The sequence below is a fragment of the Coprococcus comes ATCC 27758 genome (assembly GCF_025149785.1).
GTDB classification, from domain to species: Bacteria; Bacillota; Clostridia; order Lachnospirales; family Lachnospiraceae; genus Allocoprococcus; species Allocoprococcus comes.
In genome coordinates, this window is record NZ_CP102277.1 from 2,202,343 (window position 1) to 2,224,808 (window position 22,466).

Here is a 22,466-nt window from a genome sequence, read left to right on the forward strand (position 1 = left end):
AAAGGCAAGCCCCACAATTACAAATCATGTAGCTCACCCTTTCCTGTATCTCACAATATTTACTTCTCCGGATACAATCCCTTTTCAACCAGCGCCTTCACTTCATTCACAACCAGTTCTTTATCTTCTTTATAAGTCACCCCGAACCACTTATCATGTGATTTCAGCACTTTTACTTCGACTTTTTCTTCTTTCAGAAGATCGCCGATAATTGTTGGGAGCAGATATTCTCCCTTCAGATTTCCTTCTTCCTGTGCTGCTACAAATTCTGCGAAACCTTTTTCAAGAATTTCAAAGAACTCTGGCCTGAGTCCCCACATATTCATAGAAACCGGTGTATCCGCATCAATCGGTTTTTCCACACCATCTTCTGCTACGGCAGCACCATTTGCAGTCTTAACAATATTAGATGTCTCTACAATCTCTGTAAGCATCTGGTTATCATCTACCTTACACACACCACGGGTTACTCCACCATTTTCACTAAGTGTGTTTTTAAGTACAAATCCAACCATGCTGATCTGCATCTTGTCTGCCCGCTTTTCCAGTGCCGTAAGTTCTTTATAAGCTTCCACATAAGCTTCTTTTCCATAATAATCATCTGCATTGATTACCAGGAATGGCTCTTCTACTACATCTTTGCAACAGAGAATTGCCTGACCGGTTCCCCACGGTTTCGTTCTTTCTGCAAATTTTTCTTTAAATGCTTCCGGAATATCATCAACTTCCTGGAATGCATATGCAACTTCAACTTTCTTTTCAATCCGGTTTCCGATAATTTCACGAAAATCCTTTTCCAGATCTTTTCGAATAACAAATACCACTTTATCAAATCCGGCTTCCATTGCATCATAGATCGAATAATCCATGATAATTTCACCATTTGGTCCTACCGGCTCCAGCTGCTTGATTCCTCCTCCGAAACGGCTTCCAATTCCAGCTGCCATAACAACTAATGTAGCTTTGCTCATCTTTTCTATACCTCCTGATACGCTTCTCCTACTATTCTCCAATCCCACTCTCCACCAGTTCTACCATCGCTTCAAGTGCCTTTTCTTCATCTTTTCCTTCACACACAATCTCAATCGTATCTCCGGACTTAATGCATGCACCAAGCACGCTCAGAACACTTTTCGCGTTTCCTTCCGTATCCCGGTAATGAAAAGTGATCTTACTTTCATATTCCAGTGCCATCTTGCAGAAAAGTCCTGCCGGTCTCAAATGTAATCCCGTCGGATTTTTGATCGTTACCTTTTTACTGATCATTTTCTCCTCCACTGCTCTTTGTCAATGTGATCTGTACATTGATCGTATCTTCAAGTTCAATTCCGTCAGGAAGTGTAACCTGAATCGGAACATTATAGGTTCCCGCTGTCTTGCAATCGTTCAGATTGATTGACACGTTTCCTTTTTCAAGAGTAAAATCATCCAGATCCTCTTTAGAACCACGCACAACAATTTCCAGATTGCCCTGTTCTGCATATGACACCTTGTAATCCTTTGGTGCATTCAGCAGCGCAATGGAATTGTATGGGAATTCGACTGTCTTAGTTCCGAATTTCTCTACCTGGATCTTTATAACGATCGGTACGCCTCCTGCGCTGTCCTGGTCTGTCTTTGCCCAGTACGGAAGATAATTGGCGATATCTACTGTCTTCTCTATTGTCTGGTCCAGACCATCTTCTGCCAGCTCTTCTGCCGGAATTTCAATAGAATCCACCGTTTCCAGTTGCTCCTCTGTGCCTACGATCTGAATACTTTCCGGCTGGATACTGATTCCGCTGAAATGATATCCACTCGCAGTACCGATCAGTGAAGTATCAAATTCTACCGGAATACTCTTTGTCTGAAGCATGGTGATTTTTACCTTCAGTCCTTCGTCTCCCAGGTTATTCTCAATCTGTGTCGAATCTATGATCTTTCCATTGTTATCATAAAGAATCAGCTCTGCTTCTTTTTCCTCATCTTTAGACTGTCCTGAAACATCGACAAGTGCTACCACCTTATCGATTGAATCGATTACTGATTCTGGCCCGCTGATCTTAATCTTCTCCGGATTTGCTTTCAGCTCACCCACCTGATATCCGTCTCTTGGTGTTCCCGAACTGGTTGCAGTGATCGGGAAAGTCTCTGATTTTCCAAGTTCAATGCTTACTCGCAGATTGATCGGGTTGGCAGTTGCCTCAAACCTTCCTGCATAAGAAGGGATCGATATATCGATCGGGATCAGGGATCTGGTTCTGACATCCAGATTCTTCATATCCGCTGTTGCCCTGATATCATCAGTTTTAATTTTATTTAAAATAGAACGTTTTGCCTTTACTGTTACGGATACCGTCCTGCTGTCATCCAGAATCTGATATGTATTGCCCGGATTTGTTACGATTTCCGGATGTGTCACTGTCACCTGGATTCCGGAAAATGTCCGTTCGTCCACCGGATCTTCAATATTCATAACAATTATCCATAAAAGGACAGAGAATACAAATGCCAACAACTTAAGACCCCAGTTTTTAGTCAACGCCCTTTTCATGCGATCTCCATCCTTTCCATATTTTTTTCAAACGTCCGATCTCCACACTCTTCTTACTGATAGATTCCAGACGTTTTTTCAGATATTCCGGTGTAACATTGCGCACAAGCTGTCCGCCCATCGCTACAGATACATACCCGGTCTCTTCTGATACGGTGACGATCAGAGCATCACTCACCTCACTCATTCCGACTGCTGCACGATGTCTGGTCCCCAGCTCCTTACTGATTCCCATATTGTCTGACAGTGGAAGATAGCAGGTCGCTGATACGATCCTGTCTCCACGGACAATGATCGCGCCATCATGAAGTGGTGTGTTGTGTTCAAAAATATTGATCAATACCTGCGGTGATACAATACAATCCAGCGCGATTCCGGTACTCTCGTATTCTGTCAGCATGATTGCCTGCTCTACGACGATAAGCGCTCCTGTCTTCACTGCTCCCATCGCAAAGGATGCTTCTACGATTCCATCGATCGTTTTCTGGCTGAAACGTACATTATCTTTTCCTCTTTTATCCAATGCTACCATATTGGGAACAAATTGTTTTTCCCCCAGTTTTTCCAATGCTCTTCTGAGCTCAGGCTGGAAAATGATCACGACTGCGGTTGCCATGACCGGAAGCGAATTCTGTGCAATCCACAAAATCGTATACATTTTAAAAACTGCAGCCACCAGAATAAACAATGCAACAACCAGAATCCCCCTCAGCAGCATCCAGGCTTTTGTATTCTTTATCCAGAGAATAATCTGATAGAATAAAAATGTAATAATCAGTATCTCAACAGCATCTACTACCCGGATCTGCGGGAAGTACCACGATTCTGATACAAATTCTTTTAAAACCTGTGTTAATACTGTGTTCAACAGTGTACCCCCTTTTTCTATCCGTTATTTATACCCCTGTTTTTATAATATTTCCCTATTTGTTATCGCTATTCAGTTCATTTTCCACAATGCTCTGAATATCCAGTTCTTCCTTCAGGCTCTGTGCAAGAAGGATTTCATCTGTATTGCCCCCAACTCTTGTCGGTCGCTGAACTGCCGGACTCTTTGGCCGTTTTACCTTAGAAGCCGTTTTTGTTTTGCGTACTGCCGGTTTTTCCGTCTGCCCACTCTTCGACCTCTGTCTTCTCTCCGGCTCTGTTCCCGCAATCTCACCTGTTTCTTTCCGCTCATTGATATGTTTGACCGTCTTCTCCGGAGCTGTCACCGAAATCTTAGGGATGGCTTTTACATAATAGTAATATTCATCATCCTCAAACTGGAGACGTTCTGTTCTGGAATAATCCACCGAGAACAGGAAAAATTCCATGATAAAACCAATCACGACTGCTGCAATATTTCCAACGATCAGCATATTATAAGAGGTATGTATATCGAATACAATATCTCCGATCACAATTACAACAATATTCACAACCGCACCGGATGCTGCTGCGATTTTCCACGCATGATCTACCGAAAGCCGGCGCACTGTATACACCACAAAAATAGAGATAATAAATGCGATCACAGTGATCCACAGAGTCTTATCCTGGAATACCGTCTTCACAAACAGCGAAATCTGCCTGGTAATTCCATCCGCACTGGTGATCGCTGTTGCCGAAGTTCTCACACATTCGATCATATAGTAAATGATCGTTCCAAATCCAACCGGTACTGCTGAAATCGGTCCAAGTACAAGCGCACAGGCAACCGGCACCACATACGGAACATGAAGCATAAATGCTACCGGTGTGACCAGCAGAAGAAGTGCCTTTTTCGGAGTAAATCTGCAGTAAAAGATAAACATTACCACAAAGATCAGTGCCGCTGCCGCTGCCACTCCTATAGACAGTTTGAACAGATGCACAATTACAAGTCCTGCCGCCACATACGCCGTTACAACCGGTGGAAGAAAGGTGCAGATTACTGCCAGTGCCACCGCTACAACCGGTGTCGCCACCGCTTTCATCAGTCCAATATTCTGGTTGATCATAAGAAATGTAACCAGTGCCAGAACAAACTGCACAGCTTTATCAATATAGATTGATTTCATCGCGTATAATTCCTGTAATTTATCTCTCCATACTATCAGATCATTCATTATCGTTTCTCCCTTTCATACATTCTGTTCAGTCTTGTAAGATCGTGATTGAATTGTTTCACACGCTTTCTTGCTTTTTCATGTTTGGTTCCGTAAAAATGGGAAGCAACGATTCCATAAAAAATAACAAGTACCAGATATCCAATTATCACAGCTGCCACAAGCATCACAAGAAACTGCATATTCAGATTTTTCATCAGTTCATCCAGAAAAGCAATAACTCCGATTCCCACTGCAACAGCATAGCCGACCGTGACCCATATGATCGTAGCAATGGTGTGAAAGCTCCGGTAATCTTTCTTATAATAAGAACTGATCTTAAAATCTTCCTCTCCCTGTTTGCTTTCGTACATCGCCATCCTTGTCATCAGCTTAACTTTGCTTTCATTTAACATTTTGTCACCTCATACGTTTTATTCGTATATGCATTACTTTCAGTATAACAAATATCAGATTCCTTGTCCAATACTTACCGTCAAAAAGTATACCTTTTCAGCTCCTGCCTTTTTAAGCACTCTCGCCGCCTCGTCTAAGGTACTTCCTGTCGTATAAATGTCGTCGATCAAAACGATATTTTCTCCTTTTACATTTTTCTGCACTGCAAATGCTCCCCTGATATTTCGTTTTCTCCCTTTATCGCCCAGCTCTTTCTGAGGACTAGTCGCCTTAATTCTCTTAACAGCACCTGCATCCATAGCAATTCCGGTATTTTTTGATAATACCTTTGCTACAATTTCTGCCTGATTAAATCCCCGCTTTCTTTTTCGCCGGGAATGCAGCGGAACCGGCACGATCAAGGTGATCTTTCTTTCCCATAGATAAGGAAGAAAATGCTCTGCCATTTCTTTTCCGAACGTTTGTCCGTAAATCCTCCGGTTCTGATATTTCATTGCATAAACTGCATTTTCCACTGCATCTTTATGCACCCAGAGACTTCTGCCATCAACAAAAAGATGCTTCTGCCTGGTACAGTCATAGCAATATTCTTCAGCCGGATCTGTCAAAGGCTTTCCACAGCACATGCATCTTACTTCACCAATATAAGGAAGTTTTTCACGGCACGCCTTGCAGATTCCATTGTGTTCCATAGAATGTTTCTTTCCTGCACTTACAATTTCTCCACAAAACGGACATTTTGAGGGATAAATTAGTTCCAGAATTGTTTCTTTGACCTTTTTTAAGTTTTCCATCCGCTTTTCGGATTTGATTTTCTACTTTTTCTGTGTAACTATCCGCAGAACTCCCGGATCCGTTCTGCCAGACTGGTATTCCGGTTGTGTTCATTGGTATTCCGGATCATCTCCTGGAAGGTCTGGTCATTTCCGACAATTGTCACACATTTTCTGGCTCTTGTGATTGCCGTGTAAAGAAGATTCCTGTGAAACAGCTGTCTCGGTCCGCTCAGAAGAGGGATGACAACCGCCGGATATTCGCTTCCCTGCGACTTGTGAATGGTGATCGCATAGGCAAGCTCCAGTTCTTCCAGCAATTCAAACGGATACTTTACTTTTCTCTTTTCATCGTATTCAACTTCCAGTGTTTCAGTATATGTATTGATCTCGGTGACAATTCCCATATCGCCATTAAAAATTCCCATCCCTTTATCCACCGTCAGTCCATACTTGGTTGTGATCTCCCATTCAAGCTGATAGTTATTCTTGATCTGCATCACCTTGTCGCCCACGCGGAATTTGTGATCGCCATATTCTTTTTCCGCTTTTCCCGGCTCCGGTGGATTCAAATACTCCTGCAAAATACTGTTCAGCCTTTCCACTCCCAGCAGTCCTTTCCGCATCGGTGTGAGTACCTGGATATCATATGGTTTTGCATTGACATATTTGGGAAGCTTCTTCTGGATCAGTGTCAGCAGAACACTGATGATCACATTCGGATCCTGTCTTTTCAAGAAGAAGAAATCCCGGCTTTTATTATCCAAAAGGACCGGTTCTCCCCGGTTGATCTTATGTGCATTTACCACAATATCACTCTCCTGTGCCTGTCGGAAAATCCGGGTCAGCATGACAACCGGAAAACATTCCGATGCGATGAGATCCTTCAAAATACTTCCCGGGCCTACTGATGGAAGCTGGTTACAGTCCCCTACCAGGATCAGCCTTGTCCCCGGTACAATTGCGGTAAGAAGTGCATTCATCAGAGGCAGGTCTACCATAGACATCTCATCGATGATGATCACATCGGTTTCCAGTGGATTGTCTGCATTTCTTGCAAATCCGTTCCGGTTCGGGTTCTCATCCTCCTCCGGATTACCGTTCACCTCCAGAAGCCGGTGGATTGTCTGCGCTTCCCATCCGGTTGCCTCTGTCATTCTTTTTGCGGCACGCCCGGTTGGTGCTGCCAGCATAATTTCCATATTCTCACTGTGAAAATATTCGATCATGGCATTGATCGTCGTCGTTTTTCCGGTTCCAGGACCTCCTGTGAGAATCATAATTCCATTCCGTACAGCCGCCATGACCGCATTTTCCTGCTTCTCATCAAGCTGCATTTCGGCTTCTTTTTCAATCTGATGGATCTTTTTTTCGATCACTACATTGGCTTCTTCATATTCCAGATTCAGATCATGCAGCATTTTCGCGGTATTGAGTTCCAGATAATAGAAGTGGGACACGTATACCCGCAGACCTTCTTCAGATTCTTTGAGTACGATCTTCTTTTCCATCGACAGATCCATCAGGTATTTCTCAATATCCTTAATCTCCACTTCCAGAAGTGCAGATGCCCGACGAAGCAACACGTCCTTTGTCAGATAGACATGCCCTTCGGCAACACTCTGCTGTAAGGTATAAAAAATACCACTCCGGATACGGAAATCCGAGTCTGAATGAATGCCGATCTTCGTTGCGATTTCATCAGCGATCTTAAATCCGATCCCCTGAATCTGATCTGCAAGCTGGTATGGATTTCCTTCCAGTACCTGATAGGTCTTCGGACCGTAAAACTGATAAATCTTTGCTGCAAGTGTCGTCGAAATCCCAAATTTCTGAAGATAGATCATTGCCTTCCGCATATCTTTTTTCTCTTCTACCTGTACAGCGATCTCTCTTGCCATACGTTCGCTGATCCCACGCACCTCCGCAAGTCTTTCTGGTTCTTCTTCGATGATCCGGAAGGTGTCTTCCCTGAATTTTTTCACAATCCTGCCGGCAAGAGATGCACCAACCCCTTTGATCGCCCCTGATCCCAGATAGCGTTCAATCGAAAGCAGATCTTCCGGTGCTTTGATCTCATAATTGAGCACTCGGAGCTGTGTTCCATATACACTGTGAACCACATATTCTCCGTTCACCTCAACCAACTCTCCCTCTGATAAATAGTTAAAGTTTCCGACACAGGTCAGATCGCCATCATCATTATTCAAATTAAATACGGTATATCCATTGTCTTCATTGCGAAATACAATGTGTTCTACGTAACCTTTTACTGTTTCCATACTTTTTCCTTTTTAAAAAGGCTGTCTCTCTACAGAAACAGCCTTCTCATGTGCTTATCACTAGAAATCTTTTTTTCCGTTCATAAACTCCACATACTGACCGGTACCGATTGCAACAACCTTCATCGGGTCTTCCGCTGTCATCGTATTGATGCCTGTCTTTTCTTCGATCAGTTCTTCCAGCCCGCGAAGCAGCGCACCTCCACCTGTCAGTACAATTCCACGATCCAGAATATCCGCGGAAAGTTCCGGCGGTGTTCTCTCCAGAACCCCAATGACTGCTTCGACGATCTGACTTGTAGTCTCATGCAGTGCTTCTTCGGTCTCAGAAGCCGTTACCGTAACCGTCTTTGGCAATCCTGTTACCAGATTTCGTCCCCTTACTTCCATTGATTCATCTTCTACAAGAGGATATGTCGTTCCGATCTTGATCTTGATGTCTTCTGCTGTCCTGTCTCCGATCAGCAGATTGTGCTTTTTCCGGACATAACGGACGATTGCTTCATCAAAATCATCACCTGCAACTTTTAATGATGTATTCACAACAGTTCCTCCAAGGGAAATTACCGCAATGTCGGATGTACCACCACCGATATCCACGATCATGTTGCCGCATGGTTTTGAAATATCTATTCCGGCTCCGATTGCCGCCGCAACCGGTTCCTCAATCAAATGTACTTCCCGCGCACCGGCTGCAAAAGCAGCCTCTTCTACTGCCTTTTTTTCAACCTCTGTAACACCGCTTGGCACACAGATACTGATATTCGGCTTCTTAAATGTACGCTTTCCCAATGCTTTCTGAACAAAATATTTGATCATTTTTTCTGTGACAATGTAATCGGAAATAACACCCTGTCTGAGAGGTCTTACCGCAACAATGTTCCCCGGTGTCCTTCCAAGCATCAGCCTTGCTTCTTCACCGATTGCTTTTATCATATTGGTATCTCTGTCAAAGGCAACGACTGAAGGTTCTTTCAGTACAACTCCCTTTCCTTTCACATAAACGAGGATACTTGCTGTTCCTAAATCAATTCCTAAATCTATTGACATCACGATTCCCCTTTCACATACTCACCTTATTATAATCAAATCTTTAATAAATAGGAAGTCTTTTTTTCAAGTTCAGGATTTTTTAAGATTTCTGTATCATTTTCTGTCCAGCATCATTTTGATGTATTTCCCTGTATATGAATTCGGGTTTTCTGCCACTTCTTCCGGTGTACCGCACGCAACAACTGTGCCCCCCTTGTCACCGCCTTCCGGTCCGATATCGATAATATAATCTGCTGTCTTGATCACATCCAGATTATGTTCGATCACGATAACCGTATTGCCATCTGCCGCGAGTCTGCGCAGGATTTCCGTCAACTTGTGCACATCTGCAAAATGAAGTCCGGTTGTCGGTTCATCCAGAATGTACACTGTCTTCCCAGTGCTTCTCCGGCTCAGTTCAGTTGCAAGCTTGATCCGCTGTGCTTCACCGCCGGAAAGAGTTGTAGACGGCTGGCCAAGACGGATATAAGAAAGTCCTACATCGTAAAGTGTCTCCATTTTTCTACGGATACTCGGTACATTTTCAAAGAAATGAAGCGCCTCTTCTACCGTCATATTCAGAACATCATAAATGCTTTTTCCTTTATATTTTACCTCCAGTGTCTCACGGTTGTAGCGCTTTCCGCCGCATACCTCACACGGCACATATACATCCGGAAGGAAATGCATCTCAATCTTGATGATTCCATCTCCGCTGCACGCTTCACAGCGTCCGCCCTTGACGTTAAAGCTGAATCTTCCTTTTTTATAGCCTTTCGCCTTCGCATCCGCGGTTGCCGCAAACAGATCCCGGATCAGGTCGAATACTCCGGTATATGTCGCCGGATTGGATCTTGGCGTCCTTCCGATTGGAGACTGGTCAATGTCGATCACTTTGTCCAGCATTTCCAGTCCTTCAATCCGCTTATACTTTCCAGGAATCACACGGGCACGGTTTAGCTTTTTCGCCATACTCTTGTAAAGGATTTCATTCACCAATGAACTCTTACCGGAACCTGATACGCCGGTTACACAGGTCATCACGCCAAGTGGGAACTTCACGTCAATATTTTTCAGGTTATTCTCTGCTGCACCTACAACTTTGATCCAGCCGGTCGGAACTGCGCGGGTTTCCGGAACCGGGATCTTGATCTTTCCGCTTAAATATGCACCTGTGATCGACCGTTCTACTTTCATGATCTCCTGTGCCGTTCCCTGGGCAACCAGTTCTCCACCGTGTTCTCCGGCTCCCGGTCCGATATCGATTACCTGGTCTGCCGCAAACATGGTATCTTCATCATGCTCAACCACGATCAGTGTATTTCCAAGATCACGGAGATGCTTGAGTGTTGCGAGAAGTTTGTCATTATCTCTCTGGTGCAGACCGATACTTGGCTCATCCAGAATATAAGCCACACCCACAAGACCGGAACCGATCTGCGTCGCAAGCCGGATTCTCTGTGCTTCTCCACCGGAAAGAGTTCCTGTTGCACGGGCAAGTGTCAGATATTCCAGACCCACATCCAAAAGAAACTGCAGGCGCGCTTTGATCTCTTTTAATATCTGTCCGCCGATCATCTGCTGCGTCTTTGACAGTTCCAGACTGCTGATAAACCGCTGAAGCCGTTCAATCGACATTGCTGTTACTTCTGAAATATTTTTATCTCCGACCGTTACCGCAAGTGCGCCCTTTTTCAGTCGCTGTCCGCCACATTCTCGGCAAGGTGTGATCTGCATAAAACTCTCATATTCTGCTTTCATAGTCTCCGATCCCGTTTCACGGTATCTTCGCTCCACATTCCGGATCAGTCCGTCAAATGCAACGTCATAGATTCCTTCCCCGCGTTGTCCTTTATAATAGACCTTGACTTCTTTTCCATTAGTCCCACGAAGTAAAACATCCTGGATTTCTTTCGGATACTGTTCAAACGGCGTATCCAGGTCAAAATGATATTCCTTGCAGAGTGCTTCCAGAATCGCATGAGTAAAACTGCTCTTATCGGTACAAGACTGCCATCCTGTCACCACGATTGCTCCTTCATTGATGCTGAGTGATTTGTCCGGAATCATCAGGTCTTCATCAAACTCCATTTTATATCCGAGTCCGAAACATACCGGGCAGGCACCAAATGGATTGTTAAATGAAAAGCTTCTCGGCTCGATCTCATCAATACTGATTCCGCAGTCTGGGCAGGCAAAATTCTGGCTGAAATTCAGCGGTTCCCCTCCGATCACATCCACAACCAGAAGCCCCTCCGCAAGACTTAATACACTTTCTATGGAATCTGCAAGTCTTTTTTCAATCCCCGGTCTGACAACCAGACGGTCTACAACAATCTCAATATTATGTTTTATATTCTTGTCCAATGAGATTTCTTCGGAAAGCTCATACATATTTCCGTCAATCCTTACACGGACATAACCGCTTTTCTTTGCTCTGTCCAGAAGCTTGACATGGGTTCCTTTTCTCCCCCGCACAACCGGTGCCATCAGCTGGATCTTTGTTCCTTCCGGAAGTGCCATGATCTGATCGGTCATCTCATCTGCCGTCTGCTTCTTGATCTCTCTTCCACACTTCGGACAATGCGGAATCCCGATTCTTGCATACAGCAGTCGAAAATAATCGTAAATCTCCGTCACGGTTCCGACTGTGGATCTCGGATTGCGGTTCGTAGACTTCTGGTCGATGGAAATCGCCGGTGAAAGCCCTTCAATACTTTCTACATTCGGCTTCTCCATCTGCCCAAGGAACTGTCTTGCGTAAGAAGACAGAGATTCCATATATCGTCTTTGTCCCTCTGCATAAATTGTATCAAATGCAAGGGATGATTTGCCGGAACCACTGAGACCGGTCAGTACTACCAGTTTGTTCCTCGGAATATCTACATCAAGATTCTTCAGATTGTGCTCGTTCGCACCTCTGATCTTTATCAGTTCTTTCTTTTCTTCAGCCATCTGTTCTTCCTCTTCTATCTCTTCGCTTTACTCCATCTCATTCAAATGCTTTTTCAGCTCGATCAGCTTATCACGCAGCTCTGCTGCCGCCTCGAAATTCAGCTCTGCTGCCGCTTTCTTCATCTGCTTTTCCAGCTTCTTGATCAGCTTCTCCAGCTCTGCCGCACTCATGGATTCCGGATCTTTTTCCAGCTTCATCTCTTCTGCTGCAACCTTCTTTGAAATACTGATCAGATCACGCACCGACTTCTTGATCGTCTGTGGCGTGATTCCATGTTCTTCATTGTATTTCATCTGAATCTCACGACGGCGCATCGTCTCATCAATCGCCATCCGCATCGAATCCGTCATGTTATCCGCATACATGATAACATGCCCCTCTGCATTTCTCGCCGCACGGCCAATGGTCTGGATCAGTGAAGTTTCCGAACGCAGAAAACCTTCTTTGTCCGCATCCAGAATCGCTACCAGTGTGATCTCCGGAATATCCAGACCTTCTCGAAGCAGGTTAATTCCAACCAGTACATCAAATACATCCAAACGCATATCCCGGATGATCTCTGTCCTTTCCAGAGTATCAATATCCGAATGTAAATATTTCACACGAATGCCAAGCTCCCGCATATAATCGGTCAGGTCTTCCGCCATACGCTTTGTCAGCGTTGTGATCAGTACCTTATTCTTCTTCGCTGTTTCTTTATTTACCTCACTGATCAGATCATCAATCTGTCCTTCGATCGGACGCACTTCTACTTCCGGATCCAGAAGACCTGTCGGTCGGATTACCTGCTCTGCCCGCAGCAGTTCATGAGACTCCTCGTACTCTCCCGGTGTCGCCGATACAAACAGTACCTGGTCAATCTTACTTTCAAATTCCCCAAAGCTGAGCGGTCTGTTATCCTTTGCCGATGGCAGACGGAATCCATAATCTACCAATGTTGTCTTTCTCGACTGATCGCCGTGATACATGGCTCCAATCTGTGGAATCGTCTTATGCGACTCGTCGATCATGATCAGAAAATCATCCGGAAAATAGTCAATCAATGTACATGGCGGCTCCCCTGCTTTCTGCCCGGTCAGATGCCTCGAATAGTTTTCAATTCCGGAACAAAATCCTGTCTCTCGCATCATTTCTATATCAAAATTCGTTCTCTCAGAAATACGCTGTGCTTCCAGAAGCTTATCTTCCCCTTTAAAATAACGGATCTGCTGCTCCAGTTCTTCTTCAATCTCCCTGATGGCACGCTCCATATTCTCCTTGGACACTACATAATGAGATGCCGGGAAAATTGCCACATGCCCGATCACATTCAACACTTCACCGGTCAATGTATCAATCTCTGTTATTCTGTCTATCTCATCACCGAAAAATTCAACTCTGTATGCAATTTTTTCCGAATACGCCGGGAAAATCTCAACCACATCTCCTCGCACCCGGAACGTTCCACGCTTGAAATCCATATCATTGCGGTCATACTGGATCTCAACCAACTTCTTCAGAACTTCATCCCTGTCTTTGATCATGCCCGGTCTAAGTGAAATCACCATCTCCTTGTAATCAATCGGCGAACCCAGTCCGTAAATGCAGGACACACTTGCCACAATGATGACATCATTCCGCTCAGAAAGCGCTGCTGTCGCAGAGTGGCGGAGCTTGTCGATCTCATCGTTGATGGCAGAGTCCTTGGCAATGTAAGTGTCGGATGACGGAACATAAGCTTCCGGCTGGTAGTAGTCGTAGTAGGAAACAAAATATTCCACTGCGTTATCGGGGAACATCTCCTTGAACTCTCCGTATAACTGAGCCGCTAACGTCTTATTATGAGCGATGACAAGTGTCGGCTTCTGTAATTGCTGAATCACATTTGCCATCGTAAAAGTTTTTCCAGAACCCGTAACCCCTAGTAAAGTCTGGCATTGATTGCCTTCCTTGAACCCTTTTACAAGCTCTGCAATCGCCTGTGGCTGGTCTCCGGTTGGCTCATATGGGGCTTTTAATTTGAAAGCATGTCCGCCTTGCGGGCTGCTTTTATGAGCAAGCAGCTGACTATTGTCAGCGGATTGCGAATGTCCTTTTTCTGCATTCATGGTAAATCCCTCCATTTGTAACTTTTACTATGACCATTATCAGCCAAAATTTCGTACTCAGATTCTTAACGAAATGTCTATTTTTGTCTCGAATAGAGGTCATTTTTGTCTCGTTACGAATAAAAGTCACATTACGTAGATCCCTGTGGGAAAATTCATTTTTGCGGATAAAACAGCACCTAGAAATACCTGATGATACCAGGCTCCGGTTCTGTCATATTTTTACTGTTTTTTTCTTGTAACAGTCCCTATTATATCAGACATTTTTTTGAAAGTATATAGATGAAGGCAAGAAAAAAGTACAAATGTTCGATTCTTATTTGTACTTTTTTCTATCACTACTATTCTATTTTTCATCATGCTGCGTGGAAATATTCTTCTATAATCAAGTCAGGTCTGCGTACAAAACACCAGATCATATTGGCAGAGTCATCTTCATACGGTTCTTTCCATAACTGTTCAAAGATAATCTCATGGGTAACTACCTGTCTGGAGGAATCTGCCAGCAGATACAGGAATGCCTTTTCTCGCTCATTTAGGGTTGCAAGCTCATGCTCTCCCCAGTAAACCGTATGATAACACCAGTCAATCAGAAGTTTTCCCTTTTGTATAATCTTCTGCTTTTCTCTTATCAATACTGTGTCATAGACCGCTATGGTATGGAATTTTTCAAATGCATCCAGATTAACGGTCGTACATTCCCACTCAGTTTGTAACCCTTCACAAAGCCGACTCCACTTATCTACCTCATCCGCAGCAATCAATACTTTTTTCATTTGTATCCCTTTTCTTCTGTTACTTCATTTTTTAAACAGGAAAAATTACTACTTTTTGCAATATTCATAAATATTAAATGGTTCTTCTCTTTTTTCAAATAAGATATCAGCTTCTTTCCTTTGATGAAAATCTGATTTCTGACACTCTTGGTCTCCTTTTTCCTGCATCTGTAATTGGTTTTATTATTGGCATTGTAACTCCTCCTTTCTTTGTACATTATTATAACAGAATATTGATGGAGTAGATCACTAACTTCTTTCTTCATTTTCCAAAACCTTCAGCTGATATCTCATGTCTGCCACCGTGTACACTGTGACGAAAGCCTTCGGATCAAGATTATTGATGTAATTCATGAGTTTCTGATACTCATTTTTATCTACGATCGTAATGATCTCGTGTCTTTTATCTAAATTGTACGCTCCGATGGCATCATAAATGGTTGCTCCACTATGCAGCTCATGCAGAATAAAATTCCGAAGTTCTTCTTCATACTTTGTAATAATACATACTCTTCGTTTCAGATTCTGCCCGAAGATAAAATGATCTACCACCATCCCATTAAAATAAGTACCAAGAACGCTTAAAACCACCGTCTTCTTATCATATACAAGTGCTGCCGAAAGCGCCACACACATACCGGCTAAAGACATGGCTTTCCCCAATTCGATGTGCAGATATTTATTCATGATCTTAGCCACAATATCAAGTCCACCGGAAGAAGCATTCATATTAAAGAGAATACTGAGTCCTACACTGACTACCAGAACATAACAGAGGACATCCAGTTCCTGGGTTTTTGTCAGGGAACCGATATTCGGGAAAATCCGTTCAAAAATACCGATAAATACCGGCAGTAAGATACTGGTATACACGGTTTTCGTACCAAATTCCCGTCCACATGTTATGAATCCGATGATCAAAAGAACAACATTCAGGACCATCGTGATCACTGAAAGCGGTAAAGGTATAAAATTCGTAAGAATAATTCCAAGACCGGAAATACTGCTGACCGATGCATGGCTCGGCACCAGAAAGAAATAAACCGCTGCAGCGATAATTGCCACTGCAGCGGTAAGTGTAAATAGTTCCCATACAACTTCTTTGCAATTGATTTGTTTTTTCATTCCCAAACCTACCCTATCATGACATTTTTATAGAACTGCTATTTTACTTCTCTGCTCGGAAGGACTTGCAGTGCTATATATACAAGTATAGCGTATGCACAAAAAAATTGATAGTATTTTTTAATTTATGTAAATTTTATTGAATCCTGTTGTTACTGTTCACTCCCGTGTCAATCACTACGCTGATTGGCACGGAGGATGCACGTTTTATCTTGAACGGCATCTCGCCCATCGCCAAAGGCGATTTAAAATGGCGAGATGCGTTGCTGGTCACAGGTACTGTGGACAGTAACATCCTGTCTTTTGAATCTTATTCAGCAATTGCATTCCCGGTGTACAACTGATAATATTTTCCCTTTTCTGAAATCAGTTGGTCATGGGTACCTCTTTCAATAATGCGTCCCTGTTCCAGAACCATGATACAGTCGGAATTCCGAACCGTAGACAGACGGTGTGCGATCACAAACGTAGTACGTCCATGCATCAGTCTGTCCATGCTTTCCTGAATAATACGTTCAGTACGCGTATCAATAGAGCTTGTAGCCTCATCCAGGATCAGTACCGGCGGATCTGCAACTGCTGCTCTGGCAATTGCAAGAAGCTGTCTCTGTCCCTGGCTTAAGTTTGCCCCATCCCCGGTGATGACCGTATCATATCCTTCCGGAAGTCTGCGGATAAATCCATCTGCATTTGCCAATTCTGCTGCTGCAAAGATTTCTTCATCTGTTGCATCCAATTTTCCAAAACGGATATTGTCTTTTACCGTTCCTGTGAACAGATGTGTATCCTGCAGTACAATTCCAAGGGAACGTCGCAGATCCGCTTTCCGAATCTTGTTTATATTAATTCCATCGTAGCGGATTTTTCCATCCTGAATATCATAAAACCGGTTAATCAGATTTGTAATGGTTGTTTTTCCTGCTCCTGTCGAACCTACAAAGGCAATTTTCTGTCCTGGCTCTGCATACAATTTCACATCATGAAGCACGATCTTATCATTATTGTACCCGAAATCCACACCATCAAATACTACATTTCCCTTAAGCTCAATATAATCTACCGAACCATCTGCCTGATGTGTATGCTTCCATGCCCAGCATCGGGTATGTTCCTTACATTCTATAAGTTTTCCATTTTCTTTTTTCACATTGACCAGAGTCACATACCCGTCATCTACTTCCACTTTCTCATCCAGAAGGGTAAAGATACGCTCTGCTCCTGCAAGTGCCATTACAATGGCATTCATCTGCTGGCTGACCTGGTTGATCGGCATACTAAAGCTTTTATTGAATGTCAGAAAGCTTGCCAGTGCACCCAGTGTAAATCCTCCCACACCATTCAGTGCAAGGGCACCTCCGACAATCGCACAGACTACATAACTGATATTTCCGATCTGCGCATTCAAAGGTCCGAGGTAGTTTGCATAGGTATTCGCACGGTCTGCGCTTACAAAAAGTGCCTCATTCAGCTCTTTAAATTCTGCCTTACTTTCTTCCTCATGGCAGAAGACCTTGACAACCTTCTGCCCATTCATCATTTCTTCAATATAACCATTGACTTTTCCAAGATTTTTCTGCTGTTCCAGGAAATATTTCCCACTCTGTCCGGCGGCTTTCTTGGTACCAAATATCATAATTGCAACCATGATCATCGTCACAACCGTAAGTGGAATATTTAAGATCAACATACTGACAAATACACTGATGATCGTAAATCCGCTGTTGATGATCTGCGGAATACTCTGGCTGACCATCTGCCGCAGGGTATCGATATCGTTCGTGTAAATTGACATGATATCACCATGTGCATGGGTATCAAAATATTTGATCGGCAGCTTTTCCATATGTTCAAACAGCTCATTACGCATATTCATCATCATTCCTTGTGTCACATTGATCATGATACGGTTATATGCGTAAGTCGCAACGATTCCGATTCCGTAAAATACCGCAACCCTTTCAATTGCATGTGCAAGCGGTGAAAAGTTCGGTGTACCGTCAGACAGCAGGAACGGTGTAATATATTTGTCGATCAGATCTCTTGTAAACATCGTTCCCTGCACATTTGCGATAACTCCTACAAATATAAGGATAAATACTGCAATACAATGAATTTTATAATCACGGAAAATGTAGTTTATCAGACGCATCAAAAGTTTCCCCGGATATTTCACTTTATTCTGTGGTCTTCCCATCGGTCTTGGCATTATGCTTCACCTCCGTTTTCATCAAAATCTCCTCCGCCCTGAGTCTGCGATTCGTATACTTCGCGGTAAATTTCATCGGTCTTCAGCAATTCTTCGTGTGTACCAAATCCATGAACCTGCCCTTCATCCATAACGATGATACGGTCTGCATCCTGCACACTGGATACACGCTGTGCAATGATCAGCTTTGTTGTATCCGGGATTTCTTCACGGAATGCACGGCGGATCTTCGCATCTGTAGCAGTATCTACCGCACTGGTACTGTCATCCAGGATCAGGATCTTCGGTTTCTTAAGCAGTGCTCTTGCAATACACAGTCTCTGCTTCTGACCACCGGATACGTTGTTTCCTCCCTGTTCAATGTGGGTATTATATTTATCCGGGAAACGCTCAATGAATTCATCTGCACATGCAAGCCGACATGCTTCCATACATTCTTCGTCGGTCGCCTCTTTGTTTCCCCAGCGCAGGTTATCCAGAATACTTCCGGTAAACAGTACATTTTTCTGCAATACAACAGATACCTGGTTTCTCAGTACTTCCAAATCATAATCCTTGACATTCTTTCCGCCAACCAGGATTTCTCCGCCTGTCACGTCATACAGACGACTGATCAGATTCACCAGACTCGTCTTCGCACTTCCGGTTCCTCCAATGATGCCAATCGTCTCACCGGAATGGATGTCCAGATTGATATTCTTCAGGACTTTCTCTGCACTGCCTTTTTTGTAAGCAAAATCTACATTCTTAAATGAAATACTTCCATCTGCCACTTCATAAAGCGGATGTTCCGGATTATGGATATCGCTGGTTTCATCCAGTACTTCTGCTATACGCCGCATACTTGCCATACTCATGGAAATCATGACAAATACCATAGACAGCATCATCAGACTCATCAGAATGTTCATACAGTATGCAAGAAGACTCATCAACTCTCCTGTTGTCAACGATTTCACTACGATCATCTTTGCACCAAACCAGCTGATCAGGATGATGCAGGTATAAACAGTGAACATCATGATCGGTGAGTTCCATATAACATTTTTCTCTGCTCTTACAAAAATATCGTAAATATTCTTACTTGCATACTGAAATTTACTTGTTTCCTGTTCTTCTCTTACATATGCTTTTACTACACGGATCGCAGATACATTTTCCTGAACGGATGCATTTAAAGCATCATATTTTGGAAATGCCTGCTGGAAATAAGCCGTTGCATGACGAATGATAAAGAAGAGGATCACTCCCAGGATCACAACTGCCACAAGGTAAATACTTGCCAGTCTGGCATTGATCATAAATGCCATCACCATTGCACAGATCATACTTGCCGGTGCTCTCATCATCATACGCAGCATCATCTGGTACGCATTCTGCACATTGGTCACATCTGTTGTCAGACGTGTAACCAGACCTGCTGTACTGAAATGATCAATATTTGCAAACGAATAGGTCTGGATCTGATCGAACATCTTATTTCTCAAATTCTTCGCGAACCCGGTCGAAGCCTTTGCTCCGTATCGTCCTCCTGCCATTCCGGCAAGCAGGCCACAAAATGCAGCCACGATCATAATTCCACCAACTTTGTAAATATGGTGAATATCTCCGGTATTGACACCCTTATCGATAATAGATGCCATCAGAAATGGAATCAATGTCTCAAACAATACTTCCAGAATCATAAAAAACGGTGTTGCGATCGATGCCGCTTTATATTCTTTTACTTCTTTTAATAAAGTCCGAATCATGAATTCTCTCCTTTCATTTTTTCCATATTGTAATAAACTTTATCGATCACATGCATAAATGCATGTAATTCTTCTTCTGTAATGCCTTCTTCCAACTGCGCATCCATTTTCTGAAAAATTTCTCCCAGTTTTTCATGGTTTTCCCGTCCTTTTTCTGTCAGCATTACTTTTTTCAGACGCGCATCATTTGCAACCGATGCACGGCAGATGTACCCTTTTTTCTCCAGAGTCTGGATAATATTTGTTACCGCTGAACGGCAGATACCAAAATACTTTTCTATATCTTTCTGATAGATTTCCTTATCCTGATGTTCATATAGATAACGTAAGATCCAGCCATGCATCAGGGCAATCTCATCCAGTCCTTCTTCTTTTACACGCATTTCCAGCAGTTTTGAAATCGAACGGTCTATCCGGTGCACCTGATGTCCTACGTGGATTCGCTCTTCACATCCTTCACACAAATGACTTTCCTCCTTCCACTTTTTGCTTCTTCAAAAAAAGAAAACTGTTCACGAATAAATTGTTCATTCGTAAACAGTTTAATTCTAAACAAGTTTATCACAGATATTTTCCTGCTGTCAACCTGCTATTTACTATTTTCCATCCAATCAAAAAGCTCACAGTTTTTTGCGATCAAAACCGCTGAAACCGGCATTATCATTGTGCAGGAAATTGCTCCAAAAATCATGGAAATACAGTTCTGAAAAAGAATTTTGGAGTTGAGCAACAGCTCAATGGAGTAATTCTGCATTCTCAAATACGCGAATAACAACAGCGATTCTCCCAGATATGCAAACAATAACGTATTAACCGTTGTTCCGATCACATCTTTTCCAATCTTCATTCCACTTTGAACCAGTTTATTCATTTTGATATCCGGCTTATGACATTTCACCTCATATACGGAAGTTGTTACTGTCAGTGCCATATCGATTACAGCTCCTAACGTGCTGAGTACAATTACGGCTGTTGCAACCTTGGGCATACTGATATCCAGGTTCATATTATAATAGAAAACATCTTCTCCGGCTGCCTGGATCTCATTCAAGCCTCCCGCCCCACTTTTCCATACGACCAGATAAATAAATGCAAATAACACACACATTGTAATTGCAACCGCAAGAAATGCACTTCAGGTTTTAATATTCGTCCCATTTTGATAAAACAAAGTGATACAGGAAATTAAAATTCCTGCACCGGCAGTAACCAGAAACACGGGTGCTCCGACGGCATAAAGCCAGATTGCAAGACTCAGGCACAAAATATTTCCCGCCAGAGCGATCAGAGACATGGCGCCTCTGTCCCCTCCAACAAGCACTATTACTATCATTAGAATCAGTCCCAATATGATCAACATCTTTTTTCCCTCTTTTTCACAGATAGTTTCATCATAACTGCTGTTATGAAAATAGACACTGGGATCGCCAGTACAATTCCGATACTTTCTACAAAGAAACGGCATAATTCACATGGAATATGCAATTTTACAATGGTAACAAAACGCACCTCATTGTTCATCCGGATCAAACATGTAGGAATCAGACCGCAGCCAAACACAAACAACAGCACATTGATCATTGTTCCCATAATGTCATATCCGATCTCTCTGCCCGAACGGAAAAGTTCCACAAATTTTACTTCCGGTTTCTGCTCAACAATCTCGCTTAAAGCCACCGATATGGCAACCGCCACATCCATGATGGCACCGAGTCCTGACAACAGAATCTCTGCATGGAAAATTTCATCCGGATTATCAATACTGCCCAGATATTCCATCGTCGAATAATCCAGTTCTTCCATATGCTGCATAACAAGATCAAATATCCCCATGATCATAAGCAGGACACATAGTGTTGTCAATAGTGCGGCAAAAGTTTTCCTGTGGATTCCATTTAATCCAACAAGCGTTACCACTGCAAAAAAAAGAATCAGTCTGCTACATACACTTAGAATTTCCGATGTGTCATCCGCCGTCCAGAAACCGATCACAAAAATCAGGATATTCATCATTGCTGTTATGATCGTCAAACCGCCCTGCCGTCCGGCAATCCCAAGGAGCAGAAGTGCAAGGAAGCCAAGCATAACAACCAGCATCGTATCCCGCTTTACTCCAATGATCGATGATCCCTTATAAAACACCCGGTCACCTTTATGGTATTTTTGGTCAGCCATTTCTGTTGTTGTGTATTCATTGGCAATACGGACTTCTTTTCCTTTGTCTTCTCCGTTTATGATTTTGCCATAAAGACTCTGCTTATATTTCGTTTCTTCTGTTCCACGTGTACTTTTGCTTTTCCCTTCTACAATTGTCACCACTTTTGTCACTTTCACGATCGGTGTCTGATACAGCCAGGCATCATTCATGACAAACAGAATTGCCAGCAGATACAACACACCTGCCACACAATAAAATCTTCCTTTTTTGTTTTTCATCAAATATCTGCTAATCTTTTTCC

General features: G+C 43.1%; 18 protein-coding genes and 1 pseudogene. All 19 read right to left on the reverse strand.

Annotation, left to right across the window (positions count from 1 at the left end; genetic code table 11):
* Positions 1-59: 59 nt before the first annotated feature.
* The 19 genes and pseudogenes from NQ556_RS10970 to NQ556_RS11060 all read right to left on the reverse strand — a co-directional run bounded on the left by NQ556_RS10970 (position 60) and on the right by NQ556_RS11060 (position 22,443).
* Positions 60-971, reverse strand: coding sequence for a nucleotidyltransferase family protein (locus NQ556_RS10970; protein ID WP_008374580.1), 912 nt, complete (start codon positions 969-971; stop codon positions 60-62).
* 31 nt (positions 972-1,002) lie between these two features.
* A complete protein-coding gene (locus NQ556_RS10975) occupies positions 1,003-1,266 on the reverse strand; it encodes an HPr family phosphocarrier protein (RefSeq protein WP_008374578.1) in 264 nt (87 codons plus the stop codon).
* Complete coding sequence (locus tag NQ556_RS10980) at positions 1,256-2,455, reverse strand: CdaR family protein (protein WP_167531630.1); 1,200 nt, start codon at positions 2,453-2,455, stop codon at positions 1,256-1,258. The genes NQ556_RS10975 and NQ556_RS10980 overlap by 11 nt, the downstream gene beginning before the upstream one ends.
* 58 nt (positions 2,456-2,513) lie before the next feature.
* A complete protein-coding gene (gene cdaA, locus NQ556_RS10985) occupies positions 2,514-3,401 on the reverse strand; it encodes a diadenylate cyclase CdaA (protein ID WP_008374575.1) in 888 nt (295 codons plus the stop codon).
* A gap of 55 nt (positions 3,402-3,456) precedes the next feature.
* On the reverse strand, positions 3,457-4,623 hold the full coding sequence (locus NQ556_RS10990; protein ID WP_008374572.1) for a hypothetical protein: 1,167 nt from the start codon (positions 4,621-4,623) through the stop codon (positions 3,457-3,459).
* Entirely contained in the window at positions 4,623-5,018 is a 396-nt protein-coding gene (locus NQ556_RS10995; RefSeq protein WP_008374569.1) for a hypothetical protein, read from the reverse strand. The genes NQ556_RS10990 and NQ556_RS10995 overlap by 1 nt, the downstream gene beginning before the upstream one ends.
* Positions 5,019-5,072: 54 nt before the next feature.
* Positions 5,073-5,813 (reverse strand): ComF family protein, encoded by a 741-nt coding sequence (locus NQ556_RS11000; RefSeq protein WP_008374567.1) that lies wholly within the window; start codon positions 5,811-5,813, stop codon positions 5,073-5,075.
* 38 nt (positions 5,814-5,851) lie between these two features.
* The gene (gene recD2, locus NQ556_RS11005) at positions 5,852-8,074 is read right to left on the reverse strand and encodes an SF1B family DNA helicase RecD2 (protein WP_008374564.1); all 2,223 of its coding nucleotides are present in this window, start codon (positions 8,072-8,074) and stop codon (positions 5,852-5,854) included.
* Positions 8,075-8,134: 60 nt separating this feature from the next.
* Positions 8,135-9,124, reverse strand: a complete 990-nt coding sequence (gene mreB, locus NQ556_RS11010) for a rod shape-determining protein (protein ID WP_008374562.1) — start codon at positions 9,122-9,124, stop codon at positions 8,135-8,137.
* A gap of 96 nt (positions 9,125-9,220) precedes the next feature.
* Positions 9,221-12,061 (reverse strand): excinuclease ABC subunit UvrA, encoded by a 2,841-nt coding sequence (gene uvrA, locus NQ556_RS11015; RefSeq protein ID WP_008374560.1) that lies wholly within the window; start codon positions 12,059-12,061, stop codon positions 9,221-9,223.
* A gap of 27 nt (positions 12,062-12,088) precedes the next feature.
* Complete coding sequence (gene uvrB / locus NQ556_RS11020) at positions 12,089-14,164, reverse strand: excinuclease ABC subunit UvrB (RefSeq protein ID WP_008374558.1); 2,076 nt, start codon at positions 14,162-14,164, stop codon at positions 12,089-12,091.
* 341 nt (positions 14,165-14,505) lie between these two features.
* Complete coding sequence (locus NQ556_RS11025) at positions 14,506-14,925, reverse strand: response regulator transcription factor (RefSeq protein WP_008374556.1); 420 nt, start codon at positions 14,923-14,925, stop codon at positions 14,506-14,508.
* Positions 14,922-15,191, reverse strand: coding sequence for a hypothetical protein (locus NQ556_RS11030; protein ID WP_008374554.1), 270 nt, complete (start codon positions 15,189-15,191; stop codon positions 14,922-14,924). Before NQ556_RS11030 ends, NQ556_RS11025 begins: the two co-directional genes overlap by 4 nt.
* Positions 15,175-16,050 carry a YitT family protein gene (locus tag NQ556_RS11035; protein WP_008374553.1) on the reverse strand — a complete coding sequence of 292 codons (876 nt, stop codon included), beginning with the start codon at positions 16,048-16,050 and terminating at the stop codon, positions 15,175-15,177. Before NQ556_RS11035 ends, NQ556_RS11030 begins: the two co-directional genes overlap by 17 nt.
* A 310-nt stretch (positions 16,051-16,360) precedes the next feature.
* Positions 16,361-18,256, reverse strand: coding sequence for an ABC transporter ATP-binding protein (locus NQ556_RS11040; RefSeq protein WP_008374550.1), 1,896 nt, complete (start codon positions 18,254-18,256; stop codon positions 16,361-16,363).
* Positions 18,256-20,007 carry an ABC transporter ATP-binding protein gene (locus tag NQ556_RS11045; protein ID WP_008374548.1) on the reverse strand — a complete coding sequence of 584 codons (1,752 nt, stop codon included), beginning with the start codon at positions 20,005-20,007 and terminating at the stop codon, positions 18,256-18,258. The genes NQ556_RS11040 and NQ556_RS11045 overlap by 1 nt, the downstream gene beginning before the upstream one ends.
* Positions 20,004-20,471, reverse strand: a complete 468-nt coding sequence (locus NQ556_RS11050; protein WP_022220303.1) for a MarR family winged helix-turn-helix transcriptional regulator — start codon at positions 20,469-20,471, stop codon at positions 20,004-20,006. Before NQ556_RS11050 ends, NQ556_RS11045 begins: the two co-directional genes overlap by 4 nt.
* A 125-nt stretch (positions 20,472-20,596) precedes the next feature.
* Positions 20,597-21,367: pseudogene (locus tag NQ556_RS11055) on the reverse strand (YibE/F family protein).
* Entirely contained in the window at positions 21,361-22,443 is a 1,083-nt protein-coding gene (locus NQ556_RS11060) for a YibE/F family protein (RefSeq protein ID WP_055157331.1), read from the reverse strand. The pseudogene NQ556_RS11055 and the gene NQ556_RS11060 overlap by 7 nt, the downstream one beginning before the upstream one ends.
* Positions 22,444-22,466: the final 23 nt, after the last annotated feature.